This window comes from Actinomadura sp. NPDC048394, from assembly GCF_040651755.1.
GTDB classification, from domain to species: domain Bacteria; phylum Actinomycetota; class Actinomycetes; order Streptosporangiales; family Streptosporangiaceae; genus Spirillospora; species Spirillospora montaniterrae.
This window is the reverse complement of record NZ_JBEZJL010000137.1, coordinates 1-17,199: the sequence shown is the minus strand read 5'-3', so window position 1 is coordinate 17,199 and position 17,199 is coordinate 1. Positions and strand designations below refer to the sequence as shown.

15 protein-coding genes are annotated in these 17,199 nt (G+C 74.0%); 12 read left to right on the top strand and 3 right to left on the bottom strand.

Translation table 11 applies throughout. From position 1 onward, the window contains the following. The 6 genes from AB0C78_RS49090 to AB0C78_RS49065 all read left to right on the top strand — a co-directional run. Window positions 1–1,874 (top strand): iron ABC transporter permease (locus AB0C78_RS49090; RefSeq protein ID WP_360762227.1); only part of this gene is annotated, 1,874 nt, incomplete at its 5' end. A 3-nt stretch (window positions 1,875–1,877) separates the two neighbouring features. Beyond that, entirely contained in the window at window positions 1,878–3,002 is a 1,125-nt protein-coding gene (locus AB0C78_RS49085; protein ID WP_360762224.1) for an ABC transporter ATP-binding protein, read from the top strand. 68 nt (window positions 3,003–3,070) lie between these two features. Beyond that, window positions 3,071–3,844, top strand: a complete 774-nt coding sequence (locus AB0C78_RS49080; protein ID WP_360762222.1) for an HAD family hydrolase — start codon at window positions 3,071–3,073, stop codon at window positions 3,842–3,844. Beyond that, entirely contained in the window at window positions 3,841–4,680 is an 840-nt protein-coding gene (locus tag AB0C78_RS49075; protein ID WP_360762219.1) for an inositol monophosphatase family protein, read from the top strand. The genes AB0C78_RS49080 and AB0C78_RS49075 overlap by 4 nt, the downstream gene beginning before the upstream one ends. Continuing rightward, window positions 4,677–5,507, top strand: coding sequence for a Cof-type HAD-IIB family hydrolase (locus tag AB0C78_RS49070; protein ID WP_360762216.1), 831 nt, complete (start codon window positions 4,677–4,679; stop codon window positions 5,505–5,507). Before AB0C78_RS49075 ends, AB0C78_RS49070 begins: the two co-directional genes overlap by 4 nt. After that, on the top strand, window positions 5,504–6,235 hold the full coding sequence (locus AB0C78_RS49065) for an MBL fold metallo-hydrolase (protein WP_360762213.1): 732 nt from the start codon (window positions 5,504–5,506) through the stop codon (window positions 6,233–6,235). Before AB0C78_RS49070 ends, AB0C78_RS49065 begins: the two co-directional genes overlap by 4 nt. On the opposite strand, the gene AB0C78_RS49060 is transcribed toward AB0C78_RS49065, so the two are convergent. The 3 genes from AB0C78_RS49060 to AB0C78_RS49050 form a co-directional block, all read right to left on the bottom strand. Beyond that, on the bottom strand, window positions 6,225–7,172 hold the full coding sequence (locus tag AB0C78_RS49060; protein ID WP_360762210.1) for a LacI family DNA-binding transcriptional regulator: 948 nt from the start codon (window positions 7,170–7,172) through the stop codon (window positions 6,225–6,227). The two genes, AB0C78_RS49065 and AB0C78_RS49060, sit on opposite strands and share 11 nt — an antisense overlap. A gap of 126 nt (window positions 7,173–7,298) precedes the next feature. Continuing rightward, on the bottom strand, window positions 7,299–8,660 hold the full coding sequence (locus AB0C78_RS49055; RefSeq protein ID WP_360762207.1) for a phytase: 1,362 nt from the start codon (window positions 8,658–8,660) through the stop codon (window positions 7,299–7,301). Window positions 8,661–8,782: 122 nt separating this feature from the next. Then, window positions 8,783–9,520 (bottom strand): GntR family transcriptional regulator, encoded by a 738-nt coding sequence (locus AB0C78_RS49050; protein WP_360762204.1) that lies wholly within the window; start codon window positions 9,518–9,520, stop codon window positions 8,783–8,785. A gap of 181 nt (window positions 9,521–9,701) precedes the next feature. Here AB0C78_RS49050 and AB0C78_RS49045 point away from each other — a divergent pair, with 181 nt between their 5' ends. The 6 genes from AB0C78_RS49045 (at window position 9,702) to AB0C78_RS49020 (ending at window position 16,842) form a co-directional block, all read left to right on the top strand. After that, on the top strand, window positions 9,702–10,595 hold the full coding sequence (locus AB0C78_RS49045; RefSeq protein ID WP_360762201.1) for a TIM barrel protein: 894 nt from the start codon (window positions 9,702–9,704) through the stop codon (window positions 10,593–10,595). Next, a complete protein-coding gene (gene iolC, locus AB0C78_RS49040; RefSeq protein WP_360762198.1) occupies window positions 10,592–11,554 on the top strand; it encodes a 5-dehydro-2-deoxygluconokinase in 963 nt (320 codons plus the stop codon). Before AB0C78_RS49045 ends, iolC begins: the two co-directional genes overlap by 4 nt. Beyond that, the gene (locus AB0C78_RS49035) at window positions 11,551–12,453 is read left to right on the top strand and encodes an aldolase (protein WP_360762196.1); all 903 of its coding nucleotides are present in this window, start codon (window positions 11,551–11,553) and stop codon (window positions 12,451–12,453) included. Before iolC ends, AB0C78_RS49035 begins: the two co-directional genes overlap by 4 nt. A 118-nt stretch (window positions 12,454–12,571) precedes the next feature. Beyond that, entirely contained in the window at window positions 12,572–14,425 is a 1,854-nt protein-coding gene (iolD, locus tag AB0C78_RS49030; protein ID WP_360762193.1) for a 3D-(3,5/4)-trihydroxycyclohexane-1,2-dione acylhydrolase (decyclizing), read from the top strand. 51 nt (window positions 14,426–14,476) lie between these two features. Next, on the top strand, window positions 14,477–15,958 hold the full coding sequence (locus AB0C78_RS49025; RefSeq protein WP_360762190.1) for a CoA-acylating methylmalonate-semialdehyde dehydrogenase: 1,482 nt from the start codon (window positions 14,477–14,479) through the stop codon (window positions 15,956–15,958). A gap of 119 nt (window positions 15,959–16,077) precedes the next feature. Continuing rightward, entirely contained in the window at window positions 16,078–16,842 is a 765-nt protein-coding gene (locus AB0C78_RS49020; protein WP_360762187.1) for an MgtC/SapB family protein, read from the top strand. Window positions 16,843–17,199 lie beyond the last annotated feature (357 nt).

Sequence of the window (17,199 nt, the reverse complement as noted above, 5' to 3'; positions counted from 1 at the left end):
CCCCCCCCCGGCCCCCCCCCCGCCGGGCCCTCACCCCGGAGGAACCTTCCATGGCGGTCGCCGCCTCCGCACGGCCGGCGTCACGTGGCCGGCGCGTGCTCTACCGGGCCCGCGTGCTGCTGCGCGATCCCACCGTGCTGCTCGGCATTGTGATGAGCCTCGTCCTGCTGTATCTGGTCATCGCGCCGCTGGTGTCGGTGATCTCCGACGCGGGCCGCGTCCAGTACGGGGACGAGGCCCGCTCCGGCCAGGCCCCCGGCTCCTGGACGAGCTACTACCTGTGGCGGGTGTTCCGCTCGCCCGTCAGCAAGCTGCTGTTCTGGGAACCGCTGTGGCACACGCTGTTCGTCGCCGTCGGCGTCATCGTGTTCGCGCTGGTCGTCGGCGGTTCCATGGCGTGGCTGGTGACGCGGACGAACGTGCCGGGCCGCAAGTTCCTGGCCGCCGCGCTCGTCGTGCCGTACATGCTGCCGTCCTGGACGTTCGCGCTGGCGTGGCTGACGCTGTTCAAGAACGAGGGGTCCGGCGGGCAGGTCGGGTACCTGCAGGGCGCCGGGATCCACACCCCGGACTGGCTCGCGTACGGGCCGCTGCCGATCATCGTGACGCTGGGCCTGCACTACTACCCGTTCGTGCTGCTGCTGTTCGGGAACGCGCTGCGCCGCATCGACTCGCAGCTGGAGGACTCGGCGCGGATCCTCGGCGCCGGCGGGAAGACGGTCATGCGCCGGATCACGCTGCCGCTGATGATGCCGGCGCTGTCGTCGGCGGTGCTGCTGGTGCTCGGCCGCGTCCTCGGGACGTTCGGCACCCCGTACATCCTCGGGCTGCCCAGCGACTACAACGTGCTGTCGACGAGCCTGTACCACGCGATCCGGGACCGCAGCACGGGCGTCGCGTCGACGCTCGCGGGCGTGATCGTGCTGGTCGGCGTGCTGGTGGTGCTCGTCGACACGCGGCTGGTCCGGGAGCAGCGCCGGTTCGTCACCGTCGGCGGGAAGGGCGCGATGGACCGGCGCAGCGACCTGCGCGCCTGGCGCTGGCCGGCGTTCGCGATCGGGATGGCGGTGTTCGCGGCGAGCGTCATCGTGCCGGTGCTGACGCTGCTGCTGTCCACGATCACCAAGACGCCCGGCGTGTTCAGCGCGGACAACTTCACGCTCAAGTACTGGTTCGGCAGCGACATCCCCGGCGCGGTCGGGTTCCCGCACGGGGTGCTGCGCGGCACCGAGCTGTGGGAGGCGGCCTGGAACAGCCTGCGCATCGTCGGCCTGGCGTCGCTGGTCTGCGGGCTGCTCGGCCTGCTGATCGGGTACGTGGTGGTGCGCGGCGACGGCAGCCGCGTCGCGACGTTCCTGCGGCAGGTGTCGTTCCTGCCGTACCTGGTGCCCGGCATCGCGTTCGCAGCCGCCTGCCTGTCGCTGTTCGCGGTGCGGCGCGGCCCGGTCCCGGCGCTGTACGGGACGATCACGCTGCTCGTCCTGGTGCTGGTCATCACGCACCTGCCGTACTCGTCGCGGTCGGGGATCTCGGCGATGATGCAGCTCGGCCGGGAGCCGGAGGAGGCCGCGCAGATCAGTGGCGCGCGGTGGCCGACCCGGATGCTGCGGATCATCATCCCGATCCAGCGCGGCGCGCTCGTCACCGGCGTGGTGCTGCCGTTCATCTCCGGCCTGAAGGAGCTCAGCATCGTGATCATGCTGACGACCTCGGGCACCCAGCTGCTGACCACGCTGTCGATCGGGCTCGTCGACTACGGCTACACCCAGCTCGCCAACGGCGTCGTGCTCGTCATCGCGCTGGTCTCGTTCACCATGACCTACCTGGCCCAGCGGCTCACCAAGAGCAGCCTGGCCTCGGGCATCGGAGGTTGATCAATGCCGACCATCACGCTCAGCGGAGTGGTCAAGAACTACGTCAGCGGGCACGCGGCGGTGAAGGACCTCGACCTCACCATCCCCGACGGCTCGTTCACCTGCCTGCTCGGGCCGTCCGGCTGCGGGAAGACGACCACGCTGCGGATGATCGCCGGGCTGGAGCAGCCGACCCGCGGTGAGATCACCGTGGGGGACCGGGTGCTCGACTCGGTGGAGCGCGGCGTCTACGTCCCGCCGGAGAAGCGGGACATGGGGCTCGTCTTCCAGAACTACGCGCTCTGGCCGCATCTGACGGTGCGCGGGAACACCGAGTTCGGGCTGCGGATGCGCAAGGTCCCGGCGGAGCGGCGCAAGGCCCGCGCGATGGAGGCGCTGGAGAAGGTCCAGGTGGCCGAATGCGCGGACCGCTACCCGTCGCAGCTGTCCGGCGGCCAGCAGCAGCGCGTCGCGCTGGCCCGGATGCTCGCGGTCGACCCGGACGTCCTGCTGCTGGACGAGCCGCTGTCGAACCTGGACGCGCGGCTGCGGCTGGAGATGCGCACCGAGCTGAAGCGCATCCATGACGAGACGGGCGCGACCGTCGTGTTCGTCACGCACGACCAGATGGAGGCCATGACGATGGCCACCCACATCGCGGTGATGTGCGACGGCGAGCTGCAGCAGGTCGCGCCGCCGATGGAGATGTACGAGCGGCCCGCGAACCGGTTCGTCGCCGAGTTCGTCGGGAGCCCGCCGATGAACATGGTGCCGGGCGAGCAGGCGGGGCTCGCGTCGTCGCTGCAGCGGTTCGCCGAGAAGCGCGGCGACTTCGGCGCGGTCGGCTGCTTCGGCGTCCGTCCCGAGGTGCTGCGGCTCGCCGCGCCGGGCGACGCCGTCCCGGATTCCGCGTGGTCGGAGGACGCGGTCGTCGAGACCGTCCTGCCGACGGGCCCGAGCTGGACGGTCGAGCTGCGCGCCCACGACACCCGGATGTTCGCGATCACGCACGAGGACCCGGGCGCCGGGCCGGGCGACGCGCTGCGCTGCTGGGCGCGTCCGGAGGCCCTGCACCTGTTCGGCGAGGACGGCGCCCGCGTCGCCGCCTGGGACGAGGCCGTCGCGCCGGTCCGCGAGGCCGCCAAGTGAGCGACGCGACCCCCGTGACCGATGCGACCCCCGTGACCGACGGGACGCACCGCCTGTCCGGTCGCACGATGCGCAGGCCGCGGGCGCTGCTGCTGGACTTCGGCGGCGTGCTCGTCGAGACGTCCCGCAAGCCGGGCTGGTCGGCGGCGCTCGCCAAGGAGGTGCACGCCCTGCTGTCCCGCGCCGGCTGCCACGACCTCGACGCCGCCGCCGTCGAGACCGACATCAAGGCGGGCGCCGCCGCCGACAAGTGCTGGAAGGACGCGATGTCGCGGCCCTACGCGCCGGCGGAGATGACCCACACCGGGTTCTGGGGCGACTACGTCGCCGCGGACTGGCCCGCGCCCGCGCGGCAGCTCGTCGTCGCGCACGCCACCCCGCTGTGCAAGCGGATGGGAGAGCTGCGGCAGGACCGGCGCACCCGTCCCGGCATCCCCGAGCTGCTGGACGGCGCCGCCGCGCTCGGCATCCCCTGCGGGATCGTCAGCAACGCGCTGTCGGGGGCGGTGCACCGCGACTACACCGAGGCGACGGGCCTCGCCGGGAAGCTGGCGATCGAGGTGTACAGCGACGAGGCCGGCGTCCGTAAGCCGAACCCGGAGATGGTCTGGATCGCCACGCGCGCGCTCGGCGTCGAGCCCGAGGACGCCTGGTACGTCGGCGACAACTTCGACCGGGACGTGGTGTGCGGGCACCGCGCCGGCGTCGGCGGCAACGTGCTGATGGTCGCGAAGGGCACCTACGACGTCCCGTACGAGGTCCGCTACCGGCCCGACGCCGTCGTCGACGACGGCCACGGGCTGCTGGACCTGCTCACCACCGCTGCCGAAGGAGACGAATGAACAGCAAGGGCCTGGGTGCGCCCGAATCGCGGGAGCTGGCGCGGATCGCGGAGATCGCGGCGCGCGCGACCGGCGACCGGCTGCGTGGAGCGTTCCGATCGCGTCCGGAGGTCGCGGTCAAGCGCGACTTCCACGACCCGGTCACCGAGCACGACCGCGCCGCCGAGGAGACGATCCGCGAGGTGCTCGCCGAGCACACGCCCGGCAGCGTCGTCGTCGGCGAGGAAGGTGGCACGCGCGGTGCGGACGGGGACGTCCGCTGGTACGTCGACCCGATCGACGGGACCGCGAACTTCGCCGCCGGCCTGCCGTTCTTCTGCACGTCGATCGCGGCCGTCGCGGGCGGCGAGGTCGTGGCGGGGGTGGTGTACGACCCGGTCCGCGACGACATGTTCACCGCCTCGCTCGATGGCGCGCGCTGCAACGGCGAGCCGATCCGCTCCGCCGGCGCCGCGCAGGACCGGACCGGCGTCATCGTCACCGGCTACCCCAACGCGCGGGAGCTGAAGCGGGCGGGCGACGCGGCGCTGCGCAACTACGCGCGGCTCGTCGAGTCGTTCGCCACCGTGCGGCGGCCGGGCAGCGCGGCGCTGTGCCTGGCGCACGTCGCGGCGGGCTGGTCGGACGCGGCGTACGGCACGTCCGTCAACGCGTGGGACGTGTCCGCCGGGCTGCTGCTGGTCCGCCAGGCCGGCGGCACGTACCTGCCGCTCGGCGGGGAGCCGGGCGGCGACGACTGGGACGCCCCCGGCTACGTCGCGTGCGTCGGCGGGTTCGACCTCGCCGGATCGGTGCTGTCGGAGATCGCGGGCCTGGCCCCGGCGGGCAGCCGGTGAGCGCGACCGGCGTGCGGACCGCGGAGTGGATCGTCACGGACCTGGACGGCACGCTCGTCGGCCGCGACCTGCGGATCGTCGCGGCGAACCTGGCCGCGCTGCGGCGCTTCACCGGCGCGGGCGGCAGCGTCGTCGTCGCGACGGGCCGCAGCGAGGAGTCGGCGCTGCCGTACTACCGGGAACTCGGCCTCGCGACCCCGGCGATCCTCTACAACGGCGCCCGCATCGTGGACCTGAGCACGGGCGCGGTCCTGTACCGGCGGTGCCTCGGCGCGGCGGCGTGGGCGCGGCTGACGCTGCTGTTCGACGAGATGCCCGACGGCGTGTGGCCGGTCGCGTTCAGCGGCGGCCGCGCCCACGTCCGGGCGGAGTCGGCGGCGCTGGCCGAGTACGCGCGCCGCGACCGGATCACCCTCGCGCGGATCGGCTCGTGGGGCGAGCTGCCCTTCGACGAGATCATCAAGGTGATGCTGATCTGCGACCGCCCGGAGCTGGTCGGCGCGGCGGAGACGGCCCTCGCCGGGTTCGCCGCCGACCCCGGCACCGGCGTCACGCTCGTCCGGTCGGAGGCGACGTACCTGGAGGTGCTGCCGGCGGGCGCGACCAAGGGCACCGCGCTGCGCGAGCTGGCGGCGCAGCGCGGCGTGCCGATGGACCGGATCGCGGCCATCGGCGACAACCCCAACGACCTGGACATGATCCAGGCCGCCGGGCTCGGCGCGGCCGTGGGCGACGGGGACCCCGGCGTCCGCGCCGCCGCCGACGTCGTGGTCGCCGACTGCGCGGCGGGCGCCGTCGCCGACCTGGTCGCCCGGGTCATGCCGTGATCCTGACCGTCGCCGGCTGCGCGGGCACCGTCCCCGGGCCGGACGCCGCGTGCTCCTGCTACCTGCTGGAGCACGCGGGGTACCGGCTGCTGCTCGACCTCGGTACCGGGGCGCTCGGGCCGCTGCAGCGGTACGCCGACCCGTGCGCGATCGACGCCGTCGTGATCAGCCATCCGCACCGCGACCACTACTCGGACCTGATCCCGCTCGCCTACCTGCGGGACCGGCGCGGCGCGGCGAAGCGGCTGCCCGTCACCGCGCCCGCCGGGACGGCGGCGCACGTCGTGAACCCGGCGGCGCCGCCCGCGTACGCGGGCGCGCTCGACTGGCGCACCCCGCCCGCCGAGCCGCGCCCGTTCGGGCCGCTCACCGTCACGACGGCGCCGGTCGTCCACTCGGTGCCGGGCGTGGCGGTGCGGGTGTCGGCGGACGGCGCGAGCCTCACCTACTCCGGCGACTCCGGCGAGTGCGAGGAGCTGCTCGACCTCGCGCGGGGCACGGACGTGCTGCTGTGCGAGGCGGCGGCGTCCGTGCGGACGCCGGGCGCGTCCGAGACGCACCTGACGCCCGTCCAGGCGGCCGGGCTCGCGCGGGAGGCGGGCGCGGGGCACCTCGTCCTCACGCACCTGCGGCCGTGGGCGGACCCGCTCGCCGCGCTGCGCGACGCCCGGGAGGTCTACGCCGGGCCGATCTCGCTCGCCGTGCCGGGACTGCGCGTCATGGTGTGATCGTCCTGGTCGTGGCGCGTTCGGTCAGGACGGGAGGGACGGTGATGCGCCGTCCCTCCCCGGTCCCGGTGCCGCCGATCCGGTCGAGCAGCGCCGCCATGGCCCGCCCGCCCAGCTCGGCGGCCGGTGCCGCGACCGTCGTCACGCCGCCGGCCTCCGCGCCCGGCGCCTCGCCGACGGCGACGAGCGACACGTCACCGGGGACGTCGAGCCCCGCCCGGAGAAGCGTGATCAGCGCCGAGGTTCCGGTTGCGTCCCCGGCCGCCACGACAGCCGTCGGCGCTCCGTCCGACCGCCACGGGACGTCCCGGTGGACAGGCGTGAGCCCGGCGGCGGCGATGGCGGCCTCGTAGGCCTTCTCCAGGCGCGAGCGGCCTGGGCCGGCGTTCAGGAAGGCGATGCGGCGGTGCCCGAGCCCGGCCAGGTGCGTCACGGCCAGCCGCGTCGCCTCCGCGTCGTCGCCGGTCACGCAGTCGACGCGGGCCGACCGCAGCGACCGTCCCGCCACCGTGACGGGGCAGCCGGCCGCGGCGCGCTCGATCTCCGCCGCCGCGATCTTCGGTCCGGCGAGGAGCAGCCCGTCCAGCCGCAGGTCGAGCAGCTCGCCCAGCGCGGCCCGCTCGCGCGCCGGACGCCCGCCGCCACCGGCCAGCAGCACCCGGACGCCGCGCCGCGCGGCCTCGTCCGCCAGCCCGTCGTGGAGCGCCGCGAACAGCGGGTCGTGCAGGTCGGCGGCCAGCACCCCGATCATGCCGGTGCGGCCCGCCGCCAGGCCCCGCGCCATGACGTTCGGCCGGTAGCCCAGCTCGTCCGCCGCCTTGAGGACGGCCTCGCGGCGCTCCTTGCCGACCTTGGGCGAGCCGCGCATCACCAGCGACACCAGCGCCCGCGACACCCCCGCGCGCGCGGCGACGTCCTCCAAGGTCGGATGGGCCATCAACGTCCTCCACTCACGAGCCTGCCCCCGATCCAACCAGCCCCCGGCCCCACACGTTCACGTGTGGCGTGCCGCCCTTATGAAGCCGCTCATAAGGGCGACACGCCACAGCTCAACGAAAGGGGGTCAGTCGCGGGGGTCCCAAGCGCCGGGGGTGATGTCCAGGTCGAGGGGGTCGGCGACGGCCTTCCAGTCGACGAACTTGAAGTTCGTGTTGGTGCGGACCTCGCCGTCCGGGCCCGTCTCGTCGGGGGCGTTGAAGCCGTCGTGCACGACCAGCAGGCCGTTCTTGAAGTCGCCGACGCGGGCGCTGGTCACCATCGCGCCGTCGCACTCCTCGGAGCCGTCGGCGCTCGTCCCGGGCGCGACGCGGAAGTGGCCGAGGTACTCGTTCGAGCCTTCCCGGTCGTAGACGACGAAGGTGTTGTCGCCCTGGCTGGACGCGAGCAGGTAGCCCTCGCCGTCGTCCTTGCGGTAGATCGTGAGGCCCTCGGCGTCCGGCGTGATGTGCCGGCCGCCCACGCCCGGGTCGGGGCCGGTGACCTCGCACTCGTCGGTCTCGGGGTTGTAGGTCGCGGGGACGCCGAAGTCCTTGACCTTGTCGACGAGCCGGGGCGTGCCGCCGTCGAGCGGGATGCGCCAGATGCCGACGTCCTCCTGCGCGGCGTACAGCACGCCGTGCTCCTCGTCGGCGACCATGCCCTCGACCTGCGGGCCGCGGCCCGGGTCCTCGCACGGCGTCCAGCTCCCGCCGCCCGGCAGCGCGAACGACGACGGCAGGTCGACGTCCCGGACGTGCCGGTAGGTGATCTTCCCGGCGGCCGTCGCCTCCAGCCGGACGATCCCGACGCGCGGGGTGTGCCGGCGGCTCAGCGCGGCGTAGGACGTGCCGTGCGAGTCCTTCCACGACGCGATCCCGTACGCGGTCTCCTGCTCGTTGACCTGGTCGAGCGACGAGGAGAACACGAACGGCGCGGCGGCGTCGGTGACGTCCGTGAGCGGCGCGGCGTGCCGCAGGGCGGCGCGCGGGTCGATGGCGTAGGTGCGGACGATGTCGCGGCCCCGGTCGGACACCACGGCGAGGTCGACCTTCCGGTCGCCGAGCCGGAACCCGTAGACCAGGTCGACGTTGTTGAAGCGGCCCGGCTCGTCGCCCTCGCGGGGCGGCTGCGGCGCGGCGAGCCGCTGGATCTGGTGCCCGGACGCGTCGTAGACGGCGAGGCCGGCCTGCTTGAGGGTGGTGATGACGAGGTCGCCGCCGTGGTCGGACGGGTGGTTCCAGATCGCGGGGTCGTCGGCGTTGGCGTTGCCGCCCGCGTCGTCGTCGAACACGGCCGGGGTCTCCAGGCGGGCGTGGACCTGGGCGAGCTCGTCGCCGTCGGCGGACGCGGGCGCCGGCGCGGCCGACAGCGCGGCGGCGGCCAGCGCCGCGGTGACCGCGGCGGCGGCGAGGCGGGGCCGGTGCGGGCGGATCGGTGCGAAGGGCATCGGGTTCCTCCTGATGCGCTCGTCGTGGGGGATGCCCTGCACCGTAAGCGTTAGAGCGCTCTAATTCAATAGAGCGCTCTAATCGATCAAGGTCGCCGGCGCGCCCGCGCGGGCCGGGGCGGTCAGCGCTCGACGAGCGTGAGCGCGTAGGAGTAGCGGCTCGCCCGGTACACATGGCAGCCGTACTCGATCGCGGTGCCCTTGTCGTCGTAGGCGGTCCGGGTCATGGTGAGCATCGGGACGCCGCGCCGCTCGTCCAGCAGCCGCGCCTCCTCCGTCGTCGCGCGGCGCGCGCCGATCGACTGGTTGGCGATCCGCAGGTTCACGCCGCTCGCGCGCAGCAGCTCGTAAAGGCCGTGCCGTTCGAGGTCGCCGGCGGTGACGGTCAGCAGGCCCTCGGGCAGGTAGTTGGTGAGCAGCGCGAGCGGCTCGCCGCCGGCGTGCCGGATGCGGCGCATCCGGAGCACGGTGTCGCCCGCCGCGACGCCCAGCCGCTTCGCGACCCGGTCGTCCGCGGGCACCGGGCCGAACTCCAGCACGTCGGTGCGCGGCTCCTCGCCGGCCGCCGCCAGGTCGTCGTGCAGGCTGGTCAGCTCGACGGGGCGGCGGATCTCCGGCAGGACGACCTGCGTGCCGACGCCGCGCTTGCGCACCAGCAGCCCGCGGTCCACCAGGTGCTGGATCGCCTGCCGGACGGTCGGGCGGGACAGCCCGCAGCGCTCGGCGATCTCCAGCTCGTTCTCCAGCCGGGTGCCCGGCGACAGCTCGCCGGACTGGATCGCGGCCTCGAGCTGCCGGGCCAGCTGGTAGTAGAGCGGCACGGGGCTGCCGCGGTCCACGATCACGCGCGGTCGGTACACCCCGGCTCCCTCCGGTCCCGGTCGTTCGCGGGCCTCCCGCAACGGATGATACTCCGCGATTGGCCGAACCTCCTTACCTCATAATGTCAGGACAAACTCTTGACATGGCTCGGCCGGCTTCAGCAGACTCGGCGGGGCCGGCCGCGGCGCCGGCGTCGCCTTTCACCGGGATGGAGTGCCGATGATCAAAGACCGCGTCGCGGGAGCGCCGATCTCCTGGGGGGTGTGCGAGGTGCCCGGCTGGGGCCACCAGATGGCGCCCGCCCGGGTGCTGGCGGAGATGGGCGCCGCCGGCCTCGCCGCCACCGAGTTCGGCCCGGACGGCTTCCTGCCCGCCGGCGCCGCCGAGCGCGCGGCCCTGCTCGCCTCCCACGGGCTGCGCCCGCTCGGCGGCTTCGCGCCCGCCGTGCTGCACGACCCGTCCCGCGACCCGCTCCCGGAGATACGGCGGACCCTGACCGCGTTCGGCGTGGAACGTTCCAAAGCCACTCCGGTCGAGGGGCTGACGCTCGTGCTCGCCGCGGTGCACGGGCTCGACGGGTACGACGAGCGGCCCGCGCTCGACGCGGCGGGCTGGGCGGCGCTGCTCGCCAACCTCGACCGGATCGCCGCGCTCGCCGCCGAGTCCGGCGTCCGCGCCGTCCTGCACCCGCACGTCGGCACGATGGTGGAACGGGTCGACGAGGTCCAGCGCGTCCTCGACGGCTCCGGCATCCCGCTCTGCCTCGACACCGGGCACCTGCTCATCGGCGGCGTCGACCCGGGCGAGCTGGCGGCCCGCGTCCCCGAGCGGATCGCGCACGTCCACCTCAAGGACGTGGACGCCGGGCTCGCCGCCGACGTCCAGGCGGGCCGGATCGCCTACACCGACGCCGTCCGCAAGGGCATCTACCGGCCCCTCGGAGGCGGCGACATCGACATCGCCGGCATCGTCCGCTCCCTCGAAGGCGCCGGCTACGGCGGCTGGTACGTCCTCGAACAGGACACCATCCTCGACCGCGAGCCCGACGAGGGCGCCGGGCCGATCGGGGACGTGCGCGCGTGCCTGGACTTCCTCGCCGGGATCGCGGCATGACCGGAGCGCCGGCGTCCCTGGACGTCATCACGATGGGCCGGGTCGGGGTCGACCTGTACCCGCTGCAGTCCGGCGTGGGGCTCGACGAGGTCGAGAGCTTCGGACGGTTCCTCGGCGGCAGCGCCACCAACGTCGCGGTCGCGGCGGCCCGGTACGGGCGCCGCGCCGCCGTCATCACCCGGACCGGCGCCGACCCGTTCGGCCGGTTCGTCCGCCGCGCGCTCGCCGAGTACGGGGTGGACGCCCGGTTCGTCGCGGACGTCCCCGGCCTGCCGACGCCCGTCACGTTCTGCGAGCTGTTCCCGCCGGACGACTTCCCGCTGTACTTCTACCGCTTCCCCAAGGCCCCCGACCTGGAGATCCGCGCCGGAGAGCTGGACCTCGCCGCGATCGGGACGGCCGGGGTGCTGTGGGCGACGGTGACCGGGCTGTGCGCCGAGCCGTCCCGGACCGCGACGCTGGCCGCGCTCGGCGCCAGGCCGCGCGGCGCGCTGACCGTCCTCGACCTGGACTACCGGCCGATGTTCTGGGAGTCGGCGGCCGAGGCGTCCCGCTGGGCGGGCGAGGCCCTCGAACACGCGACGGTCGCCGTCGGGAACCTCGCCGAATGCGAGGTCGCCGTCGGCGAGTCCGACCCGATGCGGGCCGCCCGCGCGCTGCTCGACCGGGGCGTCCGGCTCGCCGTCGTCAAGCGCGGCCCCGGCGGCGTCCTCGCGGTCGGCGCGGACGGCGAGATCGTGGAGGCGCCGCCCGTACCGGTCGAGGTCGTCAACGGCCTCGGCGCGGGCGACGCGTTCGGCGGCGCGCTCTGCCACGGCCTGCTGTCCGGCTGGGACCTGGCGCGGACCGTCGCGTTCGCCAACGCCGCCGGCGCGGTCGTCGCGTCGCGGCTCGCCTGCGCCGCCGCCATGCCGGAGTACGGCGAGGTCGCGGCGCTCCTGGACGGGGTGCCCGCATGAGCGTGGACACGCAGGCGGAGTCCTCGGCGCGCTCGCGGATCGCCGCGCTGACGGAGACGCGGGTGCAGCGGCCCGAGGCGATCGCCGAGGCCGCGGCACGCCGTCCCCGGCGCCCGGCCCCCGCCGGCGCCACCGGACGGCTGATGATCGTCGCCGCCGACCATCCGGCGCGCGGCGCGCTCGCCGCCGGCGCCGACCCCTACGCCATGGCCGACCGCGGCGACCTGCTCGACCGGCTCTGCACGGCGCTCGACCGCCCCGGCGTGGACGGCGTGCTCGCCGCCCCCGACGTCGTCGAGGACCTGCTGCTCCTCGGCGTGCTGGACGGCAAGGTCGTGATCGGCTCGATGAACCGCGGCGGCCTCGCCGGCGCGTCCTTCGAGATCGACGACCGGTTCACCGCCTACAGCGCGGACGCGGTCGCGGCGTCCCGGCTGGACGGCGGCAAGGTGCTGCTGCGGGTGGACGACGACGACCCCGCCACCGCCGACACCCTGGAGGGCTGCGCGCGGGCGGTGTCCGCGCTCGCCGGGCACGGGCTGATGGCGATGGTGGAGCCGTTCATCTCCCGCCGCGTCGACGGCCGCGTCCGCAACGTGCTGACGCCGGAGGCGATGATCCGGGCCGTGTCGATCGCGTCCGCGCTCGGCACCACGTCGGCGCGGACGTGGCTGAAGGTCCCGGTCGTCCCGGACATGGAACGGGTGATGGCCGCGTCGACGCTGCCCGCGCTGCTGCTGGGCGGCGAGGTCGCCGACGACCCGCGCGCCGCGCTGGACGGGTGGCGGCGGGCGCTGCGGCTGCCGACGGTGCGGGGGCTGGTCGTCGGCCGGTCGCTGCTGTACCCGCGGGACGGCGACGTCGCGGGCGCCGTCGACGCGGCCGTCGACGCGCTGTGAGCCGGGCCGCTTGGTGAGGGGGCCGCTTGGTGAGGGGTCGCTTTGTGAGGGGTCGCTTTGTGAGGGGTCGCTTTGTGAGGGGTCGCTTTGTGAGGGGGGCGCTGTGAAGGAGAAGACGATGAGGTTGACGGTCGGGCAGGCGCTGGTGCGCTTCCTGGCGGCGCAGTGGTCGGAGCGCGACGGCGAGGAACAGCGGTTCTTCCCGGGCTGCTTCGGCATCTTCGGGCACGGGAACGTCGCGGGGATCGGGCAGGCGCTGCTGGAGTACGGCGAGGAGATGCCGTACTACATGGCCCGTAACGAGCAGGCGATGGTGCATACGGCGTCGGGGTTCGCGCGGATGAACGACCGGTTGTCGACTTTCGCGTGCACGACGTCCATCGGGCCTGGTGCGACGAACATGGTGACGGGTGCGGCCTTGGCGACCATCAACCGGCTGCCCGTGCTGTTGCTGCCGGGTGACATCTTCGCCGGGCGGGTCGCCAATCCGGTGCTGCAGGAATTGGAAGACGCGTGGTCTTACGACGCGTCCGTCAACGACTGCTTCAAGCCGGTGTCGAAGTATTGGGACCGCATCAACCGTCCTGAGCAACTGCCCAGTGCGCTGATGGCGGCGATGCGCGTGCTCACCGATCCGGTGGAGACCGGCGCGGTCACGCTGTCGCTGCCGCAGGACGTGCAGGCCGAGGCGTACGACTGGCCTGAGGAGCTGTTCGCGCGGCGCGTGTGGCGGATCCCGCGTCCGCTGCCGGAGGCTCGCGATCTCGACGACGCGTGCGCGGTGTTGCGGTCGGCCGAACGTCCGCTGATCGTGGCGGGCGGCGGCGTCATCTACTCCGGCGCCACCGACGCGCTGCGGACGTTCGCCGAACGCACCGGCATCCCCGTCGCGGAGACGCAGGCCGGGAAGGGCGCGCTGCCCTGGGACCACCCGTCCGCCGTCGGCGCGATCGGCGCCACCGGCTCGACCGCCGCCAACGCGCTCGCCCGCGACGCCGACGTCGTCGTCGGGATCGGCACCCGCTACAGCGACTTCACCACGGCCTCGCACAGCCTGTTCGCCCACCCGGACGTGCGGTTCGTCAACGTCAACGTCGCCCGCGCCGACGCGTTCAAGCTCGGCGGCCTCACCGTCGTCGCCGACGCGCGGGAGGCGCTCACCGCGCTGGACGCGGCACTCGCCGGCTGGACCGTCCCGGACGCGCACCGGGACGACGCGCGGGACCTGACGGCCCGGTGGAACGCCGTCGTCGACGGCGCGTACGGGTTCGACAACGGCGCCCTGCCCGCGCAGTCGCAGGTCATCGGCATCGTCAACGAGGAGTCCGGGCCGCGTGACGTCGTGGTGTGCGCGGCCGGGTCGATGCCCGGCGACCTGCACCGGCTGTGGCGTACCCGCGACCGCAAGGGCTACCACGTCGAGTACGGCTACTCCTGCATGGGCTACGAGATCGCCGGCGGGCTCGGCGTGAAGATGGCCGACCCGTCCCGCGAGGTGTACGTCATGGTCGGCGACGGGTCGTACCTGATGATGGCGCAGGAGCTCACCACCGCCGTCGCCGAGGGGATCAAGCTCGTCGTCGTCCTCGTCCAGAACCACGGGTACGCGTCGATCGGCAACCTCTCCGAGAGCGTCGGCGCCGACCGGTTCGGCACCCGGCACCGCGTCCGCGTCCCCGGCGCCGGCCTCGACGGCGAACCCATCCCCGTCGACCTCGCCGCCAACGCCGCCAGCCTCGGCGCCGACGTCCTGCGCGCCACCGGCGCCGACGAGTTCCGCGCCGCCCTCCGCAAGGCCGCCGCCTCGCCCCGCACCACCGTCGTCCACGTCGAGACCGACCCGCTCGCCCCCGCCCCCGGCAGCGACGCCTGGTGGGACGTCCCCGTCGCCGAGACGTCGCGGCGCGCCGCCACCCGCGACGCCCGCGCCCGCTACGACGACGCCAAGAAGGCCCAGCGCCGCTACCTGTGAGGCCGGCGCCGCTACCTGTGAGGCCGGCGCCGCTACCCGTGAAAGGAAATCATGAGCCTGATTCAGCACCGGATCGGCGGTGTCGAGGTCGGCGGAGGCGCCACCGCCCCCGTGCACGACCCCGCGACCGGCGAGCAGGCCGGTGAGGTCGTCCTCGGCCGCGCCGCCGAGGTGGACGCCGCCGTCGGCGCCGCCGCGCGCGCCTTCCAGGCCTGGCAGGACGTCTCGCAGGCCCGCCGCGCCCGCATTATGTTCGCCTTCCGCGACCTCCTCGAACGGCACGAGGACGACCTCGCCCGGCTGATCACCGCCGAGCACGGCAAGGTCCTCGACGACGCGCGCGGCGAGATCGTCCGGGGCCGCGAGGTCGTCGAGTTCGCCTGCGGCATCCCGTCTGCCCTCAAGGGCGAGTACTCCGACCAGGTCTCCTCCGGCGTCGACGCGTACTCGTTCAGGCAGCCGCTGGGTGTGTGCGCGGGGATCGTCCCGTTCAACTTCCCGGTCATGGTGCCGCTGTGGATGCACCCGGTCGCGATCGCGACCGGGAACACGTTCGTGCTCAAGCCGAGCGAGCGCGTCCCGTCCGCGTCCGCGCTGATCGCCGACCTGTACGCCGAGGCCGGGCTGCCGGACGGCGTCTTCAACGTGCTCAACGGCGACCGCGAGACCGCCGACGCCCTCATCCGGCACCCGGACGTCGCCGCCGTGTCGTTCGTCGGGTCCACGCCCGTCGCCCGGCACGTCCACGAGACCGCCACCGCCGCCGGCAAGCGCGTCCAGGCCCTCGGCGGCGCCAAGAACCACGCCGTCGTCCTCCCCGACGCCGACCTCGACCACGCCGCCGACCAGATCACCTCCGCCGCCTACGGCTCCGCCGGGCAGCGCTGCATGGCGATCTCCGTCGTCGTCGCCGTCGGCGAGGCCGCCGACCCCCTCGTCGCGCGGCTCGCCGACCGCGCCCGCGCCGTCAGGATCGGTCCCGGCACCGACCCCGGCTCCGACATGGGCCCGCTGATCAGCGCGGACGCCCTGCGCCGCGTCACCGGCCACGTCGACGCCGCGCAGGCCGCCGGCGCCAAGATCGTCGTCGACGGACGGGGGCGCCCCGGGCCCGGCTACTTCCTCGGGCCGTGCCTGCTCGACGACGTCGCCACCGACCTGCCCGCCTACACCGAGGAGATCTTCGGGCCCGTCCTCATCGTGCTGCGCGCCCGCAGCCTCGACGAGGCCATCGCCCTCGTCAACGCCAACCCGCACGGCAACGGCACCGCGATCTTCACCTCGTCCGGCGAGGCGGCCCGCCGCTACCAGCGCGCCGTCCACGTCGGCATGGTCGGCGTCAACGTGCCCATCCCGGTGCCGATGGCGTTCTACTCCTTCGGCGGCTGGAAGGCGTCCCTGTTCGGCGACACCCACATCCACGGGCCGGAAGGCGTCCGCTTCTACACCCGCGCCAAGGCCGTCACGACCCGGTGGCCGGAGCCGCACGCCGCGTCCACCGCCGGCGAACTCGCCTTCCCCACCGCCACCTGACCCGCCGCCCCGCCGCCCCGGCCCCCGCCGGGGCGGCCGCCGCGGGACGCGGCACGCGCGGGGCGGCATCGGCTGGGGCGGCCGCCGCGGGACGTCGGATCCGGAACCGGGAGGAACACGTGCTGGCAGGCCAAGGACTCGTCCAGATCGGCGAACTGTTACTCGCCCTCGTGCTCTCCGCAAGCATCGGCCTCGAACGGGGCGTGCGCAACAAGAGCGCCGGCCTGCGCACGCACACCCTCGTCGGCGTCGGCGCCGCCCTGTTCATGCTGGTCAGCAAGTACGGCTTCCAGCACGCCCCCGGGCCCGTCGCGTTCGACCCGTCCCGCGTCGCCGCGCAGATCGTCTCCGGCATCGGCTTCATCGGCGGCGGCCTCATCTTCGTCCGACGCGACGCCGTCCGCGGCCTCACCACCGCCGCCGTCGTCTGGGTGACCGCCGCCGTCGGCATGGCCGCGGGCGGCGGGCTGTGGCTCCTCGCGATCGTGGGCACCGCCGGGCATTTCCTCGTCGTGTACGGGCTGAGCTCGCTCACCCGGCGGCTGCCGCTCGACCGGTTCCGGCCCGCCGACCAGACCCGTATGCGCCTGATCTACCGCGACGGCCGCGGCGCCCTCCGCCGCGTCCTCGTCGAATGCACCCAGCGTGGATTCGCCGTCCTCGAAGTCAATGTGGAACGCGAATACCTGCCGGACGACTCCGACCCCGGCCGCGACGAACGCCGCGACCGCGACGAGAACGCGCAGCGACGCCGGGGCCGCTGGAACGCCGTCGTCACCCTCGTCCTCGAAGGCCCCGGATCCATTCCCGACCTCACCGCCGTCCTGAGCGAACTCCCCGACGTCGTAGCCGTAACAACAGGCTCCGACCGCGACGACGAGTAACTCCGGTAAAGCGGCAGTAGCGGCGGACGCGGTTGTGTAGCCGGTGTTCGCGGTAAACGTTCCCTGGCCGTTCGCAGCGGCAGCAGTTCGCAGCAGGTGTTTTGCAGCGGGCGATTCGGTGTGGCGTTCGCGGTGGGCAGTTCGTGGTGGGCAGTTCGTGGTGGTGTTCGGTTAGCGGTTGGCGATTGGCGGTGGAGTTCGCGGTTAGCCGTTGGCGGTGGGGCAGAGGGGTGTTCGGGTGCCTCGACGAGAGGGGGGGTTCGGGGGCATCGGCAAGAGGGGTGTTCGGGTGGTGGGGTGGCGCTTGCGTACGGGGCCGCCCCTCCAAAGTCAAGGGCGCCTTCGGCGTCGCTACGC

What these genes read in the sequence shown, in the direction of transcription:
- AB0C78_RS49085 (WP_360762224.1), top strand. Translation starts at nt 1,878, where the DNA reads ATGCCGACCATCACGCTCAGCGGAGTGGTCAAGAACTACGTCAGCGGG.
- AB0C78_RS49080 (WP_360762222.1), top strand. Translation starts at nt 3,071, where the DNA reads ATGCGCAGGCCGCGGGCGCTGCTGCTGGACTTCGGCGGCGTGCTCGTC.
- AB0C78_RS49075 (WP_360762219.1), top strand. Translation starts at nt 3,841, where the DNA reads ATGAACAGCAAGGGCCTGGGTGCGCCCGAATCGCGGGAGCTGGCGCGG.
- AB0C78_RS49060 (WP_360762210.1), bottom strand. Translation starts at nt 7,172, where the DNA reads ATGGCCCATCCGACCTTGGAGGACGTCGCCGCGCGCGCGGGGGTGTCG.
- AB0C78_RS49055 (WP_360762207.1), bottom strand. Translation starts at nt 8,660, where the DNA reads ATGCCCTTCGCACCGATCCGCCCGCACCGGCCCCGCCTCGCCGCCGCC.
- AB0C78_RS49045 (WP_360762201.1), top strand. Translation starts at nt 9,702, where the DNA reads ATGATCAAAGACCGCGTCGCGGGAGCGCCGATCTCCTGGGGGGTGTGC.
- iolC (WP_360762198.1), top strand. Translation starts at nt 10,592, where the DNA reads ATGACCGGAGCGCCGGCGTCCCTGGACGTCATCACGATGGGCCGGGTC.
- AB0C78_RS49035 (WP_360762196.1), top strand. Translation starts at nt 11,551, where the DNA reads ATGAGCGTGGACACGCAGGCGGAGTCCTCGGCGCGCTCGCGGATCGCC.
- iolD (WP_360762193.1), top strand. Translation starts at nt 12,572, where the DNA reads ATGAGGTTGACGGTCGGGCAGGCGCTGGTGCGCTTCCTGGCGGCGCAG.
- AB0C78_RS49025 (WP_360762190.1), top strand. Translation starts at nt 14,477, where the DNA reads ATGAGCCTGATTCAGCACCGGATCGGCGGTGTCGAGGTCGGCGGAGGC.